Origin of the sequence: Cytobacillus horneckiae (assembly GCF_002835735.1) — a bacterium.
Classification (GTDB): domain Bacteria; phylum Bacillota; class Bacilli; order Bacillales; family Cytobacillaceae; genus Cytobacillus; species Cytobacillus horneckiae.
The window spans coordinates 1-15,443 of the sequence record NZ_PISD01000050.1; the positions used below are offsets into that span (position 1 = coordinate 1).

15 protein-coding genes and 1 other annotated feature are annotated in these 15,443 nt (G+C 35.9%); of the genes, 9 read left to right on the plus strand and 6 right to left on the minus strand.

Annotated elements, in window-relative coordinates; all coding sequences use genetic code 11:
* Positions 1-66 precede the first annotated feature (66 nt).
* Complete coding sequence (locus tag CWS20_RS20430; protein WP_066199152.1) at positions 67-537, minus strand: hypothetical protein; 471 nt, start codon at positions 535-537, stop codon at positions 67-69.
* A gap of 133 nt (positions 538-670) precedes the next feature.
* Between CWS20_RS20430 and CWS20_RS20435 the strand changes: the two genes are divergently transcribed.
* The 8 genes from CWS20_RS20435 (at position 671) to CWS20_RS20470 (ending at position 8,302) form a co-directional block, all read left to right on the plus strand.
* Complete coding sequence (locus tag CWS20_RS20435) at positions 671-1,288, plus strand: GNAT family N-acetyltransferase (protein ID WP_066199150.1); 618 nt, start codon at positions 671-673, stop codon at positions 1,286-1,288.
* A gap of 4 nt (positions 1,289-1,292) precedes the next feature.
* Entirely contained in the window at positions 1,293-1,736 is a 444-nt protein-coding gene (locus tag CWS20_RS20440) for an ASCH domain-containing protein (protein WP_066201734.1), read from the plus strand.
* Between the two features lie 770 nt (positions 1,737-2,506).
* Positions 2,507-2,914 (plus strand): VOC family protein, encoded by a 408-nt coding sequence (locus CWS20_RS20445; protein WP_066199149.1) that lies wholly within the window; start codon positions 2,507-2,509, stop codon positions 2,912-2,914.
* Positions 2,915-3,244: 330 nt separating this feature from the next.
* Positions 3,245-4,162: an EamA family transporter gene (locus tag CWS20_RS20450; RefSeq protein WP_066199144.1), complete on the plus strand. Its 918-nt coding sequence runs from the start codon at positions 3,245-3,247 to the stop codon at positions 4,160-4,162.
* A 153-nt stretch (positions 4,163-4,315) separates the two neighbouring features.
* Positions 4,316-4,555: a TetR/AcrR family transcriptional regulator gene (locus CWS20_RS20455; protein ID WP_066199142.1), complete on the plus strand. Its 240-nt coding sequence runs from the start codon at positions 4,316-4,318 to the stop codon at positions 4,553-4,555.
* Positions 4,556-4,715: 160 nt separating this feature from the next.
* Positions 4,716-6,134 carry a DHA2 family efflux MFS transporter permease subunit gene (locus CWS20_RS20460; protein WP_066199140.1) on the plus strand — a complete coding sequence of 473 codons (1,419 nt, stop codon included), beginning with the start codon at positions 4,716-4,718 and terminating at the stop codon, positions 6,132-6,134.
* Between the two features lie 252 nt (positions 6,135-6,386).
* Positions 6,387-6,953 (plus strand): TetR/AcrR family transcriptional regulator, encoded by a 567-nt coding sequence (locus CWS20_RS20465; protein ID WP_241198645.1) that lies wholly within the window; start codon positions 6,387-6,389, stop codon positions 6,951-6,953.
* 326 nt (positions 6,954-7,279) lie between these two features.
* The gene (locus CWS20_RS20470; RefSeq protein WP_066199138.1) at positions 7,280-8,302 is read left to right on the plus strand and encodes a DUF3231 family protein; all 1,023 of its coding nucleotides are present in this window, start codon (positions 7,280-7,282) and stop codon (positions 8,300-8,302) included.
* Between the two features lie 232 nt (positions 8,303-8,534).
* On the opposite strand, the gene CWS20_RS20475 is transcribed toward CWS20_RS20470, so the two are convergent.
* The 5 genes from CWS20_RS20475 to metG all read right to left on the minus strand — a co-directional run bounded on the left by CWS20_RS20475 (position 8,535) and on the right by metG (position 13,427).
* Positions 8,535-8,846, minus strand: a complete 312-nt coding sequence (locus CWS20_RS20475; protein WP_066199135.1) for a DUF378 domain-containing protein — start codon at positions 8,844-8,846, stop codon at positions 8,535-8,537.
* Positions 8,847-9,206: 360 nt separating this feature from the next.
* Positions 9,207-9,332 carry a hypothetical protein gene (locus CWS20_RS29080; RefSeq protein ID WP_276328329.1) on the minus strand — a complete coding sequence of 42 codons (126 nt, stop codon included), beginning with the start codon at positions 9,330-9,332 and terminating at the stop codon, positions 9,207-9,209.
* Positions 9,333-9,679: 347 nt separating this feature from the next.
* The gene (locus tag CWS20_RS20480; protein WP_066199132.1) at positions 9,680-10,660 is read right to left on the minus strand and encodes an AAA family ATPase; all 981 of its coding nucleotides are present in this window, start codon (positions 10,658-10,660) and stop codon (positions 9,680-9,682) included.
* A 9-nt stretch (positions 10,661-10,669) separates the two neighbouring features.
* Complete coding sequence (locus CWS20_RS20485; RefSeq protein WP_066199131.1) at positions 10,670-11,725, minus strand: RNA ligase; 1,056 nt, start codon at positions 11,723-11,725, stop codon at positions 10,670-10,672.
* Between the two features lie 67 nt (positions 11,726-11,792).
* Complete coding sequence (gene metG, locus CWS20_RS20490) at positions 11,793-13,427, minus strand: methionine--tRNA ligase (protein WP_066201728.1); 1,635 nt, start codon at positions 13,425-13,427, stop codon at positions 11,793-11,795.
* Between the two features lie 89 nt (positions 13,428-13,516).
* Positions 13,517-13,782 (minus strand) — a binding site (T-box leader).
* A 116-nt stretch (positions 13,783-13,898) separates the two neighbouring features.
* Between metG and CWS20_RS20495 the strand changes: the two genes are divergently transcribed.
* On the plus strand, positions 13,899-15,107 hold the full coding sequence (locus CWS20_RS20495; protein ID WP_066199128.1) for an NAD(P)/FAD-dependent oxidoreductase: 1,209 nt from the start codon (positions 13,899-13,901) through the stop codon (positions 15,105-15,107).
* Positions 15,108-15,443 lie beyond the last annotated feature (336 nt).

Here is a 15,443-nt window from a genome sequence, read left to right on the forward strand (position 1 = left end):
GCTCTTTCTATACTTTTTGGATAGGTTTCCGCAATTCATTCAACCAGATTGGCTGGCTTTAAGTGTTTATATTGATGATTGATTATCCTCATTTTTATCTAACAATAGCTGAAATACATAATTAAAAAATGAATAGCCTAATGAAATTAAAAATAGGTGAATGGGCTTGATCCTCTTTAATTTATACAAATGGATTTTTTCAAAAAACTTATTCAACGGATAGGCAAGTGTATAATCGAGAACTAAGTTGATTAATGTGTAAAGCCAAAATTTTTTGTATGTTAAATGAAATATCCAGAGGTTGCCAACGAAATATGGGCCAAATATAAAGGTTAGCCCATTATTGACGATTGTTTTTATGCCGCCCTTTGCTTTCCACCAGTTATGAGGTATACCAAACAAATATTCCGTTAAGAGAACCGAAGTTGATAGAAGGGTAACAGGTAGGTATTTAAAAAAGGATTTTTTCGGAAGGAACTTTACAGTGAACCATGATATTAATATTAAACTAATTCGAATAAAGGCTAAAAACATCATTTTTCACTCCTTGTTTTCCTTTATTATTATCTGAAGAGGCAGTAATTATGCAAAACAGCATGACCTTATGAATAGAGGTATTTTTTTGTTTAGTCATTTCCGCTAGATAATTCAAATATGAGAAGGTGGCAGTATGATTAACTTTTTAGGAACACCGAAATTAGATACTAAGCGATTAATTCTTAGAAGGTTTGAACTGAAAGATGTTCAAAGTGTTTTTAATCATTGGATTTCAGACGAAAGAGTAACAGATAATCGTATCAATGCTGCACATAAAGAGGTTTCGGAAACATATGAAAGAGTGGCTAAGATTGTAAAAGATTATAGCAGTGATGATTTTTGCTACTGGGCGATTGAGATGAAAGATAGCAATAATCTAATCGGAGAAATCGATTTATATAATTTTGATAATAATACCGGCAACTGTGAGGTAAGCTATTCTCTTGGATATAACTGGTGGAATCACGGCTATGGGACTGAAGCGTTAAAAGCAGTTGTAGAGTTTGGTTTTGGACAGATGAATGTTCATAAAATATCCGCAGCTCATAACATAGACAACCCAGCTTCCGGTAAGATCATGATGAAAGCTAGAATGGCACAAGAGGGAACGGTTAGGCATATGATTCGCAATACGAAGGGCAAATATAAGGATTGCGCTCTATATGGAATTCTCCAAAAAGATTATAATGAGTCTAAATCTATACTTAAGCAGGAGATAACAGTTTTTGTTAATAAAGACAAAAGGGAGTAGCCGGATGGATAAAGTACAGCGTTTTTGGCGTGAGTTTTGTAGATTAAACAATAAGAAAGGAATCGAATTTAAAGATGCTTTTCAATTTGGAGCATCTGCTGATTGGTTAGCCAATTTAGTTGTTGAGGGGAAGAAAACAGCTACCACTTCAGGTTTTGAGTTTTATGAGCTGGAAAATGAAGCAATTCCTCAAGCAGGTGAATATTATATTGTTTTAAATAGTCAGGAAGAGCCAGTCGCAGTTATACGCATTGAATCCGTTGAAGTTGTTCCGATGAATGAAGTAACAGAAGATTTTGCTTTAGCTGAAGGTGTAGGAGATTACCATTTTTGGTGGGATGCACACGAGCAGTTCTTCACGAAGCTATTAAAAGATTATCATAAAGAATTTTTACCAAATATGTTAGTAGTTTGCGAACGTTTTAAAAAAGTATATCCCCGAAATTAACTAATGAACATTTAAGGAGCCTTCTGGATGTATAACGAGGAAGGCTCTATCTATTAAGAATGATCGCCGATAGAGCTTTTTGGAGCTTCCCTACTTAAAATTTTGATTCTCTTCCTCCTGAAAATCAAAATTAATTGCGCCTTTCGCAATAATACCAATCATTGCATTACCCGAACGCCAACGATTAAAAACATCATCGTAAATACCTTCCGTAAGTTTATGACAGGAGTAAATCCTGTTTCCACACTAGTACGAATAAGATTTACAACCGAAAAATATATGGCATCTAAAGCTGTCTATCCTTCTACATTTGTATAAAAAAAGGACCTGCCTACGAGTTCGATTAAAAGAAAGCACCGGATTCTCATCAAGAAGCCCGCTTCCGGAGTCAGGTTAATTAAGAAAACCTAATGGGCTTTATGGTGAATGCTTAACTACCGTTTGCAACTGTTAATCTAACGAAGAATGAAATACTGGAAGGTGATTTTTTTCAATACAAGTTGATTGCTGGACAAGAATATAACTTTTAATAGTTCGAACCAAATAACTAGGAAGGATTTTATTAATTCAGTAAAGAATTGTAATTAGTGGTAACTACCGCAGATAGGGGGAGTCATGCAAAAGGTACAACAATATATAAAGTGGTGTGAATGAAGAGGAAGAGGTTCTTTGAAAATATTATATTGATGTTCCAAATCAAGCGAAGCTTTTTTGCGGCGTGTAAATGAAATGAAATCAGTTTCCAATAAAAAATAATGAGGTGCATAGTCATGAGTATTAGAGCCGATAGAACTTATATTAATTTACCTGTAAAAAATTTAAAAAAATCAGTAGACTTTTTTACTAAGGTTGGGTTTGAATTTGACGCTAATTTTACAGATGAAAATGCTACTTGTATGGTGATTAATGATCATACATTTATCATGTTGTTGGTTGAGGATTTCTTTAAAACTTTTACAAAAAAACAAATTTCCGATTCTGCTAAAAATACAGAAGTAATTGTAGCATTGTCAGCAGAAAGCAGGGATAAAGTGGATGAGATTGTTAATAAAGCGCTGGCAGCAGGAGGGAAGACATCTAATGAACCGATAGATCACGGCTTTATGTACGGCTGGAGTTTCGAGGATATAGATGGGCACCTTTGGGAGGTTGTTTATACAGCGGAAAATGGAGAATAATTTGTATTGTTCAGCTTGAAATATTGCAGACTTTCTAGGTAGTGTTCTGCTGGTGTTTGCTATAAACTTTAATGTATTTTTAAATATGTGCTTGACATAAACTGTATTCAGCGTTAATATTTCTAACGTGAATAAAAAATATATTACAAAACCTTCGTGGATTTTGTGGACTTTTCAAGAGAGGCATACTCTCTTTTTTCGCCACACATTTATGTTCTCATAAGTGTGTGGCTTTTTTATTTTGTTGCAAGGGAATTCCGAGCCTAAGGAATAAAACTTCCTGAGGAGGAATCATTAGCAAATTGAATGTTTTAAAAGGGAGAGATTTGTATGAATCAGTGGATTTATCCATTGGCTGTTTTTTTAGGAGGCGCCTGCTTTGGAGTGTTGTCTACCTTTGTAAAATTGGCGTATGGGGAAGGATTCGTTTTAGCTGAAGTTTCAGGCAGCCAGTTTATAGCTGGTACCTTATTGATTTGGCTGCTTTTACTTTTTACTAAAAAGAAAAAAATAAGTGTAAAAAGGTTTCTTTTTATCGCATTAAGCGGTATACCTATGGGCTTGACTGGGATTTTTTACTATCAATCATTACAAACGTTAGAAGCTTCACTGGCAATTATTTTCTTATTTCAATTTGTATGGATAGGTACATTGCTAGAGTATTTAATTGATCATAAAAAGCCTACAAATCAAAAATTAATCGCTATTTTTATCTTACTAATCGGTTCAATATTAGCTGCTGGGGTTTTAACAAATGGCTTTAGCAATCTTTCTTTATCAGGTGTGGCATGGGGCTTACTTTCTGCTTGTTCATTTTCTGCCTTCGCTTATATTAGCGGAACAGTTGGGAGAGAGCTGCCGCCGATCCAGCGCAGTGCGATATTCGCGCTTGGAGGATTATTGATTACGATGGTTATTTTTCCGCCAGTCTTTTTATTTGATTTACAAACTGTAACGGCGATTGCTCCTTATGGTCTGTTTCTAGGGCTTTTTGGTGTCATGCTGCCGCCATTGCTATTTGCAATTGGAATGCCTCACGTAGGAGCAGGGCTTGGTACTATATTAACTTCATCAGAATTGCCAGTTGCATTATTTATGTCGCTAGTCTTTTTAGGAGAAAATTTACAGCTGGTTCAGTGGATCGGGGTTTGCATTATAATAGTTGGAATTATATTCGGTAATTTTCCAGTGTCAAAGCGTAAAGAAAGGTCCATTACTGAAACAAGCGAAAAACTAAATGCTAGTTAATAGCTTTTGAAGAAACTCCATTCGTTTTATGACGAATGGAGTTTTTTATTTTTTCCTTAGAGGGTCAGAGAGTAAAAAAAACTTGAAATATAGAAAAAAACTTTGTTATAGTATTAAACAGACCGGTTGGTATGGTGGAGGTGTACTACGGGAATGGAAACAAAATCGCTGATAATCGACATCGCGACTACACTTTTCCAGCAAAAGGGGTTTATTGGTGTAGGCATCAACGAAATTTTGAACGCATGCAATCTTTCGAGAGCTTCGTTTTATCATCATTTTCCTAAAGGGAAAGAAAAAATAACCAAGATTTCTTACAACCATAGAAGCCACACGGGCAATGGTTTGGGAGGGACAATAACTGGCTGTTTAACAGCACAGTCAGTGAAATAGACAGTTCTAAATGCCTGCTTATCATTATGATTGTGTATACAAGTATATATGCGAACAAATTTATAACTGATGAGCTTCAGAAAGTAACTGCTCATTCAATTGCAGTGTTGATGACGGCTTTTATTGAAGAAATACTTAATTATAGAAGGAGCATTAATAAATGTATCAACAAGTTCAATCAGATTCAAAAATGAAAAAACAAATTAAAACAGGACCAATAATGGCTGCGCTATTAGTAGCGGGTTTTGTTGGACTATTTAGTGAAACATCGCTAAATATCGCTTTAGGAGAATTAAGCCAAATCTTCGATGTAAATGTTACGACCATTCAATGGCTGGCGACAGGCTATTTTCTTACTTTAGGTATATTCGTGCCGGTAACAGGAATTTTGATGCAAAAATTTACAACACGTCAAATGTTCATCGCTTCAATCTCCCTTTCCATTATCGGAACAATTTTAGCAGCAGTAGCGCCAGCTTTTGGCTTGCTATTAGCGGGACGAATTATCCAAGCGGCAGGCTTAGCAATCAATTTGCCTTTAACGCAAAATGTTATTTTTACCATCTTCCCACCTAATAAGCGAGGTGGAGCGATGGGTATCATGGGCTTAGTCATGTTGGCCGGGCCCGCATTAGGCCCAACATTAGCTGGCCTAATTTTAGATACGATGTCATGGCATTGGATTTTCTGGGTGACAATTCCTTTCTTGCTTTTCTCATTTATTTTCGGATATGTTTATTTACCAAATGTAAATGAAATTCGCAAAGTGTCAATTGATGTATTATCTGTTATTCTTTCAACGATTGGATTCGGTGGAATTGTTTACGGAGTAAGTGTCGCCGGAGATTTCGGATGGTCAAGTCCAGCAGTTTATGGAACAATAATCATTGGACTTATTGCACTGATTATTTTTGGGATTCGTCAAACGACAATGGAAAATCCAATGCTGAATCTAAAGGCATTTAAATATCCACTTTTCGTACTTGGCGTTATCATGAGCTTTATTACATTCTTTAATATGTTATCAATGCTAGTTATCCTACCAATGTATATGCAGATGGCATTATTAGTAACTGCTTTTACAGCTGGTCTTATTCTACTGCCTGGCAGCTTACTTAACTGTTTACTAGCTCCAATTATTGGCCGTCTATTTGATAAGTATGGTCCAAGAGCAATTATTACACCAGGTACTATTTTAGTTGCCGCTGGTTATGCATTCTATTCTCAATTTGGTACTGATACTGCAATATGGATGGTTGTAGTCACTCACATTGTTATGATGCTAGGAATAGGAGCAGTGCTTGCTTCAGTTCAAACAAACACGTTAAACTCTCTTCCGAAACAATATTATCCAGATGGAATAGCTATTACGCAAACAATCCAACAAGTTGCGGGAGCAATTGGTATTGCCATTATGGTTTCCATTTTAACTTCAAAACAAAGCAGCTACTTAGCTACAGTTTCGAATGATCTTACACAAGCTGCAGCATCGGGAACCTCACTAGTGTTTACAGTTGGTTTTATATTAGCGATAATTAATTTTGTATTGTCTCTTTTCTTGAAAAAGCCAAATCATTAAACACAAAATTTCGGCATTTAAATATGGGGAGAAATTACTTTCAGATAAAAAATCTCGAAAAATCCGGTTTTCATATGAAACCGGATTTTGTTTTTAAACACTTTTAAGAGTGTAGACAAAGTTCAATCCAACACGCTGCATAAAAATTTTGTCTACAGCCTCAAAAGAGAAATTGAAAACACAAAACCTTGGAATATAGAAAAAATATTTGTTAGAGTAATAATCAGGTGTACAGTATGAAGGAGTTGTGTGATGGGGATGGATACAAAAACGTTGATAATAGACAAAGCGACTGCACTATTCCAGCAAAAAGGATATATAGGCGTGGGATTAAACGAAATTTTGAAAGCGTGTAACATTTCAAAAGGCTCGTTTTATCATCACTTTCCACTTGGAAAAGAAGATTTATTAATTACTTGCCTCCAAGACATGAATGAAATAATCACACAAGATATTAAAGGTATTTTCGAGCATTATTCTTCTACTCAAGAAGCCACACAATCAATGATAGAACAGTTAGTGGCAGATTTTAAACGAGAAGGTACGATCACTGGATATACGTTCAGCAGTATTGTCAGCGAAATGGCATTATTAAGTGAACCTGTCCGAAATGCTTGCTCTTCCTTATATTTGAATATGCAAGGAATATATGCCAATAAGTTAATGTCCGATGGTTTTTCAAAAGAAAGCGCCAGTTCCATAGCTCTTATGATGACTGCTTCAATAGAAGGCGGGATCATGCTATGTTTAACACAAAAATCAAGTAGACCACTAGAGGTTATTTCTCTAACATTACCAAAATTAATCACAAAAATTTAACGATACAGTTGGCGTTGGCGTTCTCTATATGGTATACAGTACTGCCAATATAGGCAGTGAGTTAGGGAAGTGGGATAACAACATGTCTCTTGAAAAATACATACATGTAAAATTAACTGATTATTTATTCTTATATACTTTAAGTAAAACCGGCTACTTTTTAATGTAGCTGGTTTTTATTATGAGCTAAATATTGGTGAAAATATCTAGAATTAATAAAAGGGAAATATGAACCTTCAACTATCAATAAATAAACGCTTTGTTATATTATATGGGATTATGCAGAGAATAAATAACAATAATATTTATTCTCTGGAGGGTACCTAATGACCGAACATAACACAAAACTAACTTCTGCTGAAATCGCTTGTATTTGGACTGCATATATGAATGACAGCATGTCAAAATGTATACTAGGCTATTTTCTTAAAGATGTAGAAGATACGGGAATTCGTCCAATCATCCAATATGCTTACGATCTTTCATTTACTCACATAGAAAAGCTTACTGAAATATTTCAAAAGGAACAACTGCCATTACCTAATGGATTCTCTAGTGATGATGTGAATATGGAAGCGCCTCGTCTATATACGGATACTTTTATGCTTGAATATATCGGACATATCTCCAGGGCGGGTTTAATTGCCTATGGCGGATTCATTTCCATGAGTGCAAGGGAAGATATTAGAGCGTATTTTACAGAAGGACTAAAGGAAGTATCGAGTTTATACAACAAAGGTGCCAATGTATCACTATCTAAAGGTCTTTTTGTAAGAGCGCCATATATTTCTTATGGGTCTGAAACAGATTACGTAGATAGTAAAAAATATTTAAGCGGATTAAATCCTTTTAGCCACAAAAGGCCTTTAAACGCTGTAGAAATAAGTTATTTACATATGAATACGCAAACAAATATTATCGGCGGAAGTATGGCACTTAGTTTTGCCCAAACCTCACCAACTAAAGATATTCAGAAATGGATGTTAAGGGGCAGAGATATTTCAAAAAAACATATCAAAATTTATACAAATATACTGGCAGATAATGATTTGCAGCCGTCTATTTCATCTGAAGTAGCGATAACTGATTCGACTGTTCCCACATTTTCTGATAAATTAATGCTGTTCCATATGGGTATATTAAGCGCCGTAGGAACTGGAAACTATGCTACAGCAGCATCTGCTAGCCAAAGAAGTGACCTTATCCTTAATTACGAACGTCTGTCAGTAGAAATTGCCCAGTATGCAAAGGATGGGGCAGATATTATGATAAAAAATAACTGGCTTGAACAACCGCCTGGCACTTTCGACAAAGAAAAGCTAGCAAAAAATAAAAACCAGAAAAGCTAAAGTTTTACTCGGGAAGAAATTGTAGTTTTATCGATAATCGAATGGAATAAGGCTGTGTTGATAAAGATGATCATGATTATCCTTGCCTTATTCTACTTTGGTTAATAATAATCTGTTTACATAAGTATAGTCTTCAAAGCTTTGAGGAATTGTATTGGATGCAATAGGAGGAGAGGAACAAAACTTAGAAAACTAAAAAAGGTGAGTATGAATACCCACCTTAGAATGAACACTATTTGTCATTTTCGTCCTTAATATTAGAGCCGGCTATATCTGGTTCTTCCCCAAACTCAGTAGAATAGTTTAGGTTTCTGCTTCCTTGGATGTCCTCAGTGCTCTCTGCCTCTTCATCCATTGGTGCAAATAATAGAGTTAAACAAACTAAACCGCTAATCCCTACGAGCGTATAAATAAGTCTGGCTAATCCGGAATCTTGCCCTCCGAATAATGAGGCAACTAAGTCAAATTGAAAAAGTCCAATCAAGCCCCAGTTGATCGCTCCAATGATTACTAGTGCTAATGCAATGCGCTGAATTATTTTCATGTATTTTACTCCTTATTTATTAAGATTTATCATGATTATATTTCCTAGTTAGAATAGAAAATATACAGCAATGTAAAAATTGGATAATACGTAGTAAGATATAGAACTAAAAAAGGCAAGGTGCTGCTCTTTTATTGGTAGAGGTGAAAAGATTGTATAAAAAAGAGCGGAAATTTTAAAATATTGGGAGGTCATTATTGTCAGAAGAGAAATTACAAAGAATTGGATAAATATGTAATAAGTGTTTGTTTTTTTATGTATAATCAGAACATATGTTTGTTTTTAGATATACAAAGGAAAAGAAGCTTTACTGTCAGAGCACGGCTAAGTAAAGCATAATCGCATCTGACTAGATAGCAATTATGCTTTAGGCTCCTGACATGAAAAACAATATAATAATCCATTAACAACGGTCCCATGTAAAAATCCATCCATACAATAAACATCTTTCTTACAGTTGCAGCAGTTACCAACTAATTCTTTCACTTATTTTCCTCCTCAGAATTGTTGTACAGTTTTGAACTCCAAACAAAAGTGGATTTTGTTGGTTTTCTATATATACTATTTTTCAATAAGAAGAAAGTAAAATCCTTTAAGTTTGTAAACAATGTTGATCAGGGTGTTGAGAAAGTGAATATTAGGAAATTTAGTTAGATTTGGAGAGGTGTCCACTCGACCGATGCAAGAGATGCAAGATAGTGGAGACACGATAGGCCTGCGACGAAACTCCACGACTCTCGCCCACGGAAAAAGGAGCGGCAAGCCTCGGAAATCCAAACTCTTTGACTGCGGTTTCTCTAAAAGCTGAGTCCCCTATAATAGGGGACCGTTATTTATTTTGCCTGCATGTCTGCTTCGTGCAGCAATAATAATTTATTAAATTGAGTCGTGCCAATCAGTTTTTTTATTTCAGCCAGCTTCTTTTCAGATGCATTCATTGGCACCATATGTAGCTGTACGAGTTCGACTACCTTTTGGATGAAATCCTGGTTGTAACCTAATAAATATAAACTAGATGAAGCAAGCTGAGAAGAAACAAATTCATGCCCGATGAAATTTGCATACTTCGTTTCTTCACCTTTGAAATTTGCAAAAGATTTACAAAAAGCCTTTCCAGTATCATGATACAAAGCCGCCCATAGCATCATCAGCTTGTCATCCTCAATGTAATGCTCCAATAAATAATGATAAACATGATAGGTATGCCTGCTTACAGAAAATGAATGATAGCTGGAATCTTGCGGAAGGTTTAAAATACCTTTAAACTCGTGCAAATGGAATGATAATCGATCAAATAAGTGGTCATGGCCAAGGTCATTGAGTAACAATGATTCCATTTCTAATCGAAAATTTTCTCTAAATGATTTCTTTTCGCCAATATAATGGACTTCATCCCAGCCTTCGCCCTTAACAGGGAGATGGACAGTTTTATACATCTTTTTGATAATCGCTTCATCAACTAGACGAGTGCGCATTTTATTTCGTTCAAAAATCAAATCAAAAGCTGTATTCATATAGAAAACAATCTTTCTATCGGCTTTTGCAATATGGTTCACAAGATGCATTCTACGTTTACGATTTAAATTTGTCGCATCATAGAGGACATTTCTCCCATCCAAAAGCAATGCTTTTGTTCTCCTTTCCATTTCTTTAAAAATAACATCGTTGCTGTCCTGATTACGCTCATCTCCTAATAATTCCTGACGGAGAAGGTCGGAGGAAAGAATAGCTGCATCGTATTTTTTTGCTAGCTCAACAGCCATTGATGATTTACCGCTAGCGGGCAAGCCGACCATTAAGATAAATAGACTCATTTTTACCTCCTAAATATATTCACTGTAGTTTTTATAAATATGTTCTTTTATATCTTTACTGGTCAATCGATTATCAAAAGCTTTAAAGACTAAATACCGTACATCCCGAGGGATGTTTGCATTTAAGTAATGGGCGAATGATTTTCGGTCACATGTATACTTGAGAGCATCTTTATATAAATTGGTTACTTTATTGCTTAGATTGTCAGCATGTTGATCTAATTTAAGTTGCATAGCCTCAATTTCAGCGCTAAATTCTTCAGGAACTTTTAATATGAGATTCTGTATCTCACCATTCTTCCAAAACTCTACTTTAAGTTTTGCAGATAAACCGTAGGCAAGCTTGTGCACTTCTAAATATTGATGACCCTTAATTTTTAGACGTCTTCCGTTAGCCCAGCGAAGGACCCAGCCTTCATTACTGCTGTCTATTGTGCTTTGTAATGCTACTGCTTCATCTAATGTAAGCTTCATCCTTTCGGTTACTCTCATTCCAAGAGCTTCACCTAGCTGCATTAAATCTTTAAAAGATAAGTCATCACCTGTGAAACGGTTAATAGCACCAATGATGATTAAATCTGATATCCCTTGATAATCTATGACAACTTTTGTAAGTGGATCAATAATCTCAGTAAGCAAGGTGATTTCATCGGGTATTTCTACGTTTGCATATTTTTTATCCCATATTCGTTGAGCAGCTTTAGCTTGCTCTGATTCAAATGAACCTCTTGTTGCCCAGTAGGTTTTCCCATTAAGTTTATAGCTGATGCCGAGGGAGCCATCTTGTTTGATCGTCACTTCAGGCGCTTCATCGAAAGGTATTTCACTCTCTAAATCAGGCATTTCTCCTAGATTGAAAAATTTAGGGAACGGCCGGGCGACGACTTCTTCAGTTTTTTCATTTATTATTAACCCTCTGCACGCAAGTGTAACTTCATTCCAGCGTTTATCATACGTTGCATTTTCTGTATAATTTAATATCACTAAATGAGGATTAGATGGATGGATTTTCCTGGAAATATATTTATTTTCAACCTCTGCCATATAAGCTTCTTTAGTAAACAACACTTCACATCCTTTATTAAAAACGCATACTCCTATATGAACCTTTCAGAACTCATACGTAAATAGATTAATTTGACCGGTTTTCTAATCTTTCTATTTCCTCTTTAATTTTCCCTATGTCAATTCGTTCAAATAATGGTGAAACAGTGAATAACTGTAAGTTGTCAATAGCCGTTTCTACCCATCTGAAATGATTCAGCCCGAGCATTTTTTTTACCTTTCCACTTGAAAATGGAAGGAATGGTTCAAGTAATACAGCAAAGTTTGCGATTAGATAAACACAAGTTCTCATCGTATCTTTGCAATCAGCAGGCGATTCTTTCACTTGAATCCAAGGTTGTTTTTTATCAAAATATTGATTCGCTTGTCTAATGAATGCAAATATTTCTTCTAGAGCCTTTTTTAATTGGGTTTGCTCGATAAGCGAGGCTGCTTTTTCGAATAATGCTGGTATCTCTTTTTTAATTTGAGTATCTACTTTTCCGCTTGGAATCTCCCCGTCTAAATATTTTTCAATAAACTTTAATGTTCGATTGACAAAGTTACCATATGCGCCTAGCAGTTCGCTGTTGTGGCTGTATATGAATTCTCGCCACGAAAAGTCGCAATCCCGTTCTTCAGGTGCATTAATTGTTAAAAAGTAGCGGATTGAATCAGGATCATAGTCCTTTAATATTTCAGGTACCCAAACGGCCCAATTTTTGCTTGTAGACAGCTTTCTTTTTTCGACAGTTAAGTATTCGTTTGAAACAATATGGGTAGGGAGCGGCTGTATCCCTGTACCTAATAGTATAGATGGCCAAATGATAGAGTGGAATGGGATATTATCTTTTCCATGAACATAAAATGATGTTGACCCTTCGTCCCAGAAATCAGATGCATTTCCGCCGTTCAATTTCTCCCATTGCTTGCTGGCAGAATAGTAGCCAGAAACAGCTTCAATCCATACATATATTTTTTTATCCTCGTACCCCTTAACAGGCAAGGTTACACCAATGGGCAAGTCTCGCGAAACTGCTCTGTCACGGAGACCGTCATTTAAGTACCTCTCAGAAAGTTTTATCGCATTATCTCGCCAAAGCAACTGCTCCTTTGCATTTCTTACATAGCTTTCAAGCTGACTTTGGAAGGCACTTAATTCAAAATAAAAGTGATCAGTTTCTTTAGTGATAGGTGTATCTCCACAGTTTCTGCAAGCCTTGTCAATTAATTCAAGCGGATCAAGGATCGTGGAACATTCATCACATTGATCTCCGCGGGCTGCGTTACCGCAATGAGGACATTTACCTTCAACATAGCGGTCAGGTAAGAACTGATTACAGGATAGGCAAAAAGCCTGCTCAACTTTTTTCTTATAGATTCTTCCTGCGTCTAATAAGCTGAGAAAGATCTCTTGAACAACCTGATGATGAAACGGTTCATCTGTTCTTGTATAAAAATCGTAAGTGAAGCCAAGTTGGTTAAAGTTCTCTCGAAATTCTGCATGATAATAATCTGCAATCTCCTTCGCTGACTTACCTTCTTGTTTCGCTCTTATGCTGATCGGTGTGCCATTGCAATCGCTTCCAGACAAATATAATACATTCTCACCCTTTGCCCGGTAATATCTTGCCAAAATATCACCAGGTAATAGACTGGAAATATGACCTAAATGAAGGGAACCGTTCGCATATGGCCAGGCGCCTCCGATAAATATTGACATCATTCATCATCTCCTTAAATATTAAGCGAATTTAAAGCTAAATGTGAAAAAAAATAAAAAACCCCGCCCTTAGACAAATACAAAATTTGTCAAAGGACGAGGTTTGAATTTCCCGTGTTACCACCTTTGTTCACCCAACACTTACATGATAGGCCTCAACAAGTACGGAGCGGATTTACGCTCTTATACCCAGACATTTATAACGAGTGCCAAATCTCGTCATCACCTAAAGGAAAACCATTCGGAAATGCAGCTCAGAGGACCATCTTCCATTGATATTTCTTTGCTTCTTTTCACCAACCGAAGCTCTCTGTATAAGAACGAATCAATGTACTCTTCCCATCAACGCTTTTATTTTTTAATTATTATGCCATGTCAAAAAGATTGGTGCAAGTGAAAAATACATCCTCATGAATCAAAAAGAGAAAAACTGGGGAAAAAGATAGTAAATGATAATGTTAGGGGCCTTTTATGAATCAAAATGCAGGCAAATTATTTTGGCCAAATACGTATAAAGCGATAGCAGATTTTCCTCAATTGGATGAAAATATGGAATGCGATGTTTGTATCATAGGTTCAGGCTCGACCGGTGCTTTTTTAGCCTACCATTTTGCGCAAGATGATCTAAAGACTGTATTAGTTGAAAGAGGTAATATTGGCTACGGCAGTAGCATAGCCAGCACCGGTTTACTTCAATATAGCAATGATAAATTATTTACATCATACATTCATTCTTTTGGTGAGGAAGTGGCCTATAATCATTTGAAAAATTGTTATCATGCAATCGCCCATTACAAATATGAAATTTTACCTAAGCTGGATGAAAATCCTGATTTTATTGAAAGAAAAAGTTTTTATTATGCTTCAAAACAAGAAGATGAGCGTGTGCTTGAAGAGGAGTTCAAAAATTTATCAAGCTTTAAATTTCCCGTTCACTACTGGCGGGCCGAAAAAATAAAACAGCATTTTCCTTTTCAAAAAAATGCAGCACTTATTACTGAAGGGGACGCGGAAATTAATCCTTATAAAAATATTCATTTATTATATGATTATGCAGTAAAACACGGGGTAAAGATCTTTCAGAACACAGAGATTGTCGGGAATCGTTTTGACCATAAAGAAGCCACGCTTTATACGAAAGATAAACATTCCATACGTACCAAATATGTTATTTATGCTACAGGATATGAAGCACAGCAGGCTGTCGTGGATTCAAATGCACAAATTGTCAGCTCATATGCTATCGCAACAAATTCAATTGAATATTTCAATGACTGGTCAGATAACATGTTAATTTGGGAAACAGCTAGGCCGTATATTTATGCCAGAACATCCATTGATCAGCGCATAATTATTGGTGGATTAGACGAGGGGACGATCGATCGAAATAAAAGAGAGAGCATGCTCTTCCATAAGCGAGATTTACTCTTAAAGATTTTAGTTGATCTGTTCCCTGAATTATCAGGCAAAATTCAAGCTGAATATTATTGGACAGGCTTTCTTGGCGAAACCCATAATGGCTTGCCAATGATTAAACAGCATCCGAATTATGAAAATGGCTACTATCTCCTTCCCTATGGAGGAAATGGAACAGTATACAGCATGATACTATCCAAAATATTAAAAGATTTTATTCTTCATGGGCACCATGATGATTTTTCTTTATATTATAAGCAATAGTGTTATTTATATATTCCAGCACTTACCTAAATTTAAACACAATCCCGAAAAAATAGTAATAAATTATGGAATGAAAGCAAAATTTAAGGTGCACCCGGAATAAGTAGTATCAAATCCGAGGAAAGAGTGTGCGACAGCGTAATAAATCGAGTTTCTTCGTCTGAAGAGTGTCAAGTCCATTATTTTGTTATGCTTCGAAAGCTAGCATGAATGCTTATGAAAGACATTAGTCGTTTACATGATTTTTTTCTTGCACGCCCATAATCAAAAAGCTATTCTACGTGATTTCTATTTCGTACCCATACGTCAACTGCCTCAGGATAGGCTGACCACTGT

Bases quoted from the DNA above. Each gene is read 5' to 3' on its own strand.
- CWS20_RS20430 (WP_066199152.1), bottom strand. From the start codon at position 537: ATGATGTTTTTAGCCTTTATTCGAATTAGTTTAATATTAATATCATGG.
- CWS20_RS20435 (WP_066199150.1), top strand. From the start codon at position 671: ATGATTAACTTTTTAGGAACACCGAAATTAGATACTAAGCGATTAATT.
- CWS20_RS20440 (WP_066201734.1), top strand. From the start codon at position 1,293: ATGGATAAAGTACAGCGTTTTTGGCGTGAGTTTTGTAGATTAAACAAT.
- CWS20_RS20445 (WP_066199149.1), top strand. From the start codon at position 2,507: ATGAGTATTAGAGCCGATAGAACTTATATTAATTTACCTGTAAAAAAT.
- CWS20_RS20450 (WP_066199144.1), top strand. From the start codon at position 3,245: ATGAATCAGTGGATTTATCCATTGGCTGTTTTTTTAGGAGGCGCCTGC.
- CWS20_RS20455 (WP_066199142.1), top strand. From the start codon at position 4,316: ATGGAAACAAAATCGCTGATAATCGACATCGCGACTACACTTTTCCAG.
- CWS20_RS20460 (WP_066199140.1), top strand. From the start codon at position 4,716: ATGTATCAACAAGTTCAATCAGATTCAAAAATGAAAAAACAAATTAAA.
- CWS20_RS20465 (WP_241198645.1), top strand. From the start codon at position 6,387: ATGGGGATGGATACAAAAACGTTGATAATAGACAAAGCGACTGCACTA.
- CWS20_RS20470 (WP_066199138.1), top strand. From the start codon at position 7,280: ATGACCGAACATAACACAAAACTAACTTCTGCTGAAATCGCTTGTATT.
- CWS20_RS20475 (WP_066199135.1), bottom strand. From the start codon at position 8,846: ATGAAAATAATTCAGCGCATTGCATTAGCACTAGTAATCATTGGAGCG.
- CWS20_RS20480 (WP_066199132.1), bottom strand. From the start codon at position 10,660: ATGAGTCTATTTATCTTAATGGTCGGCTTGCCCGCTAGCGGTAAATCA.
- metG (WP_066201728.1), bottom strand. From the start codon at position 13,427: ATGTCAATATTTATCGGAGGCGCCTGGCCATATGCGAACGGTTCCCTT.
- CWS20_RS20495 (WP_066199128.1), top strand. From the start codon at position 13,899: ATGAATCAAAATGCAGGCAAATTATTTTGGCCAAATACGTATAAAGCG.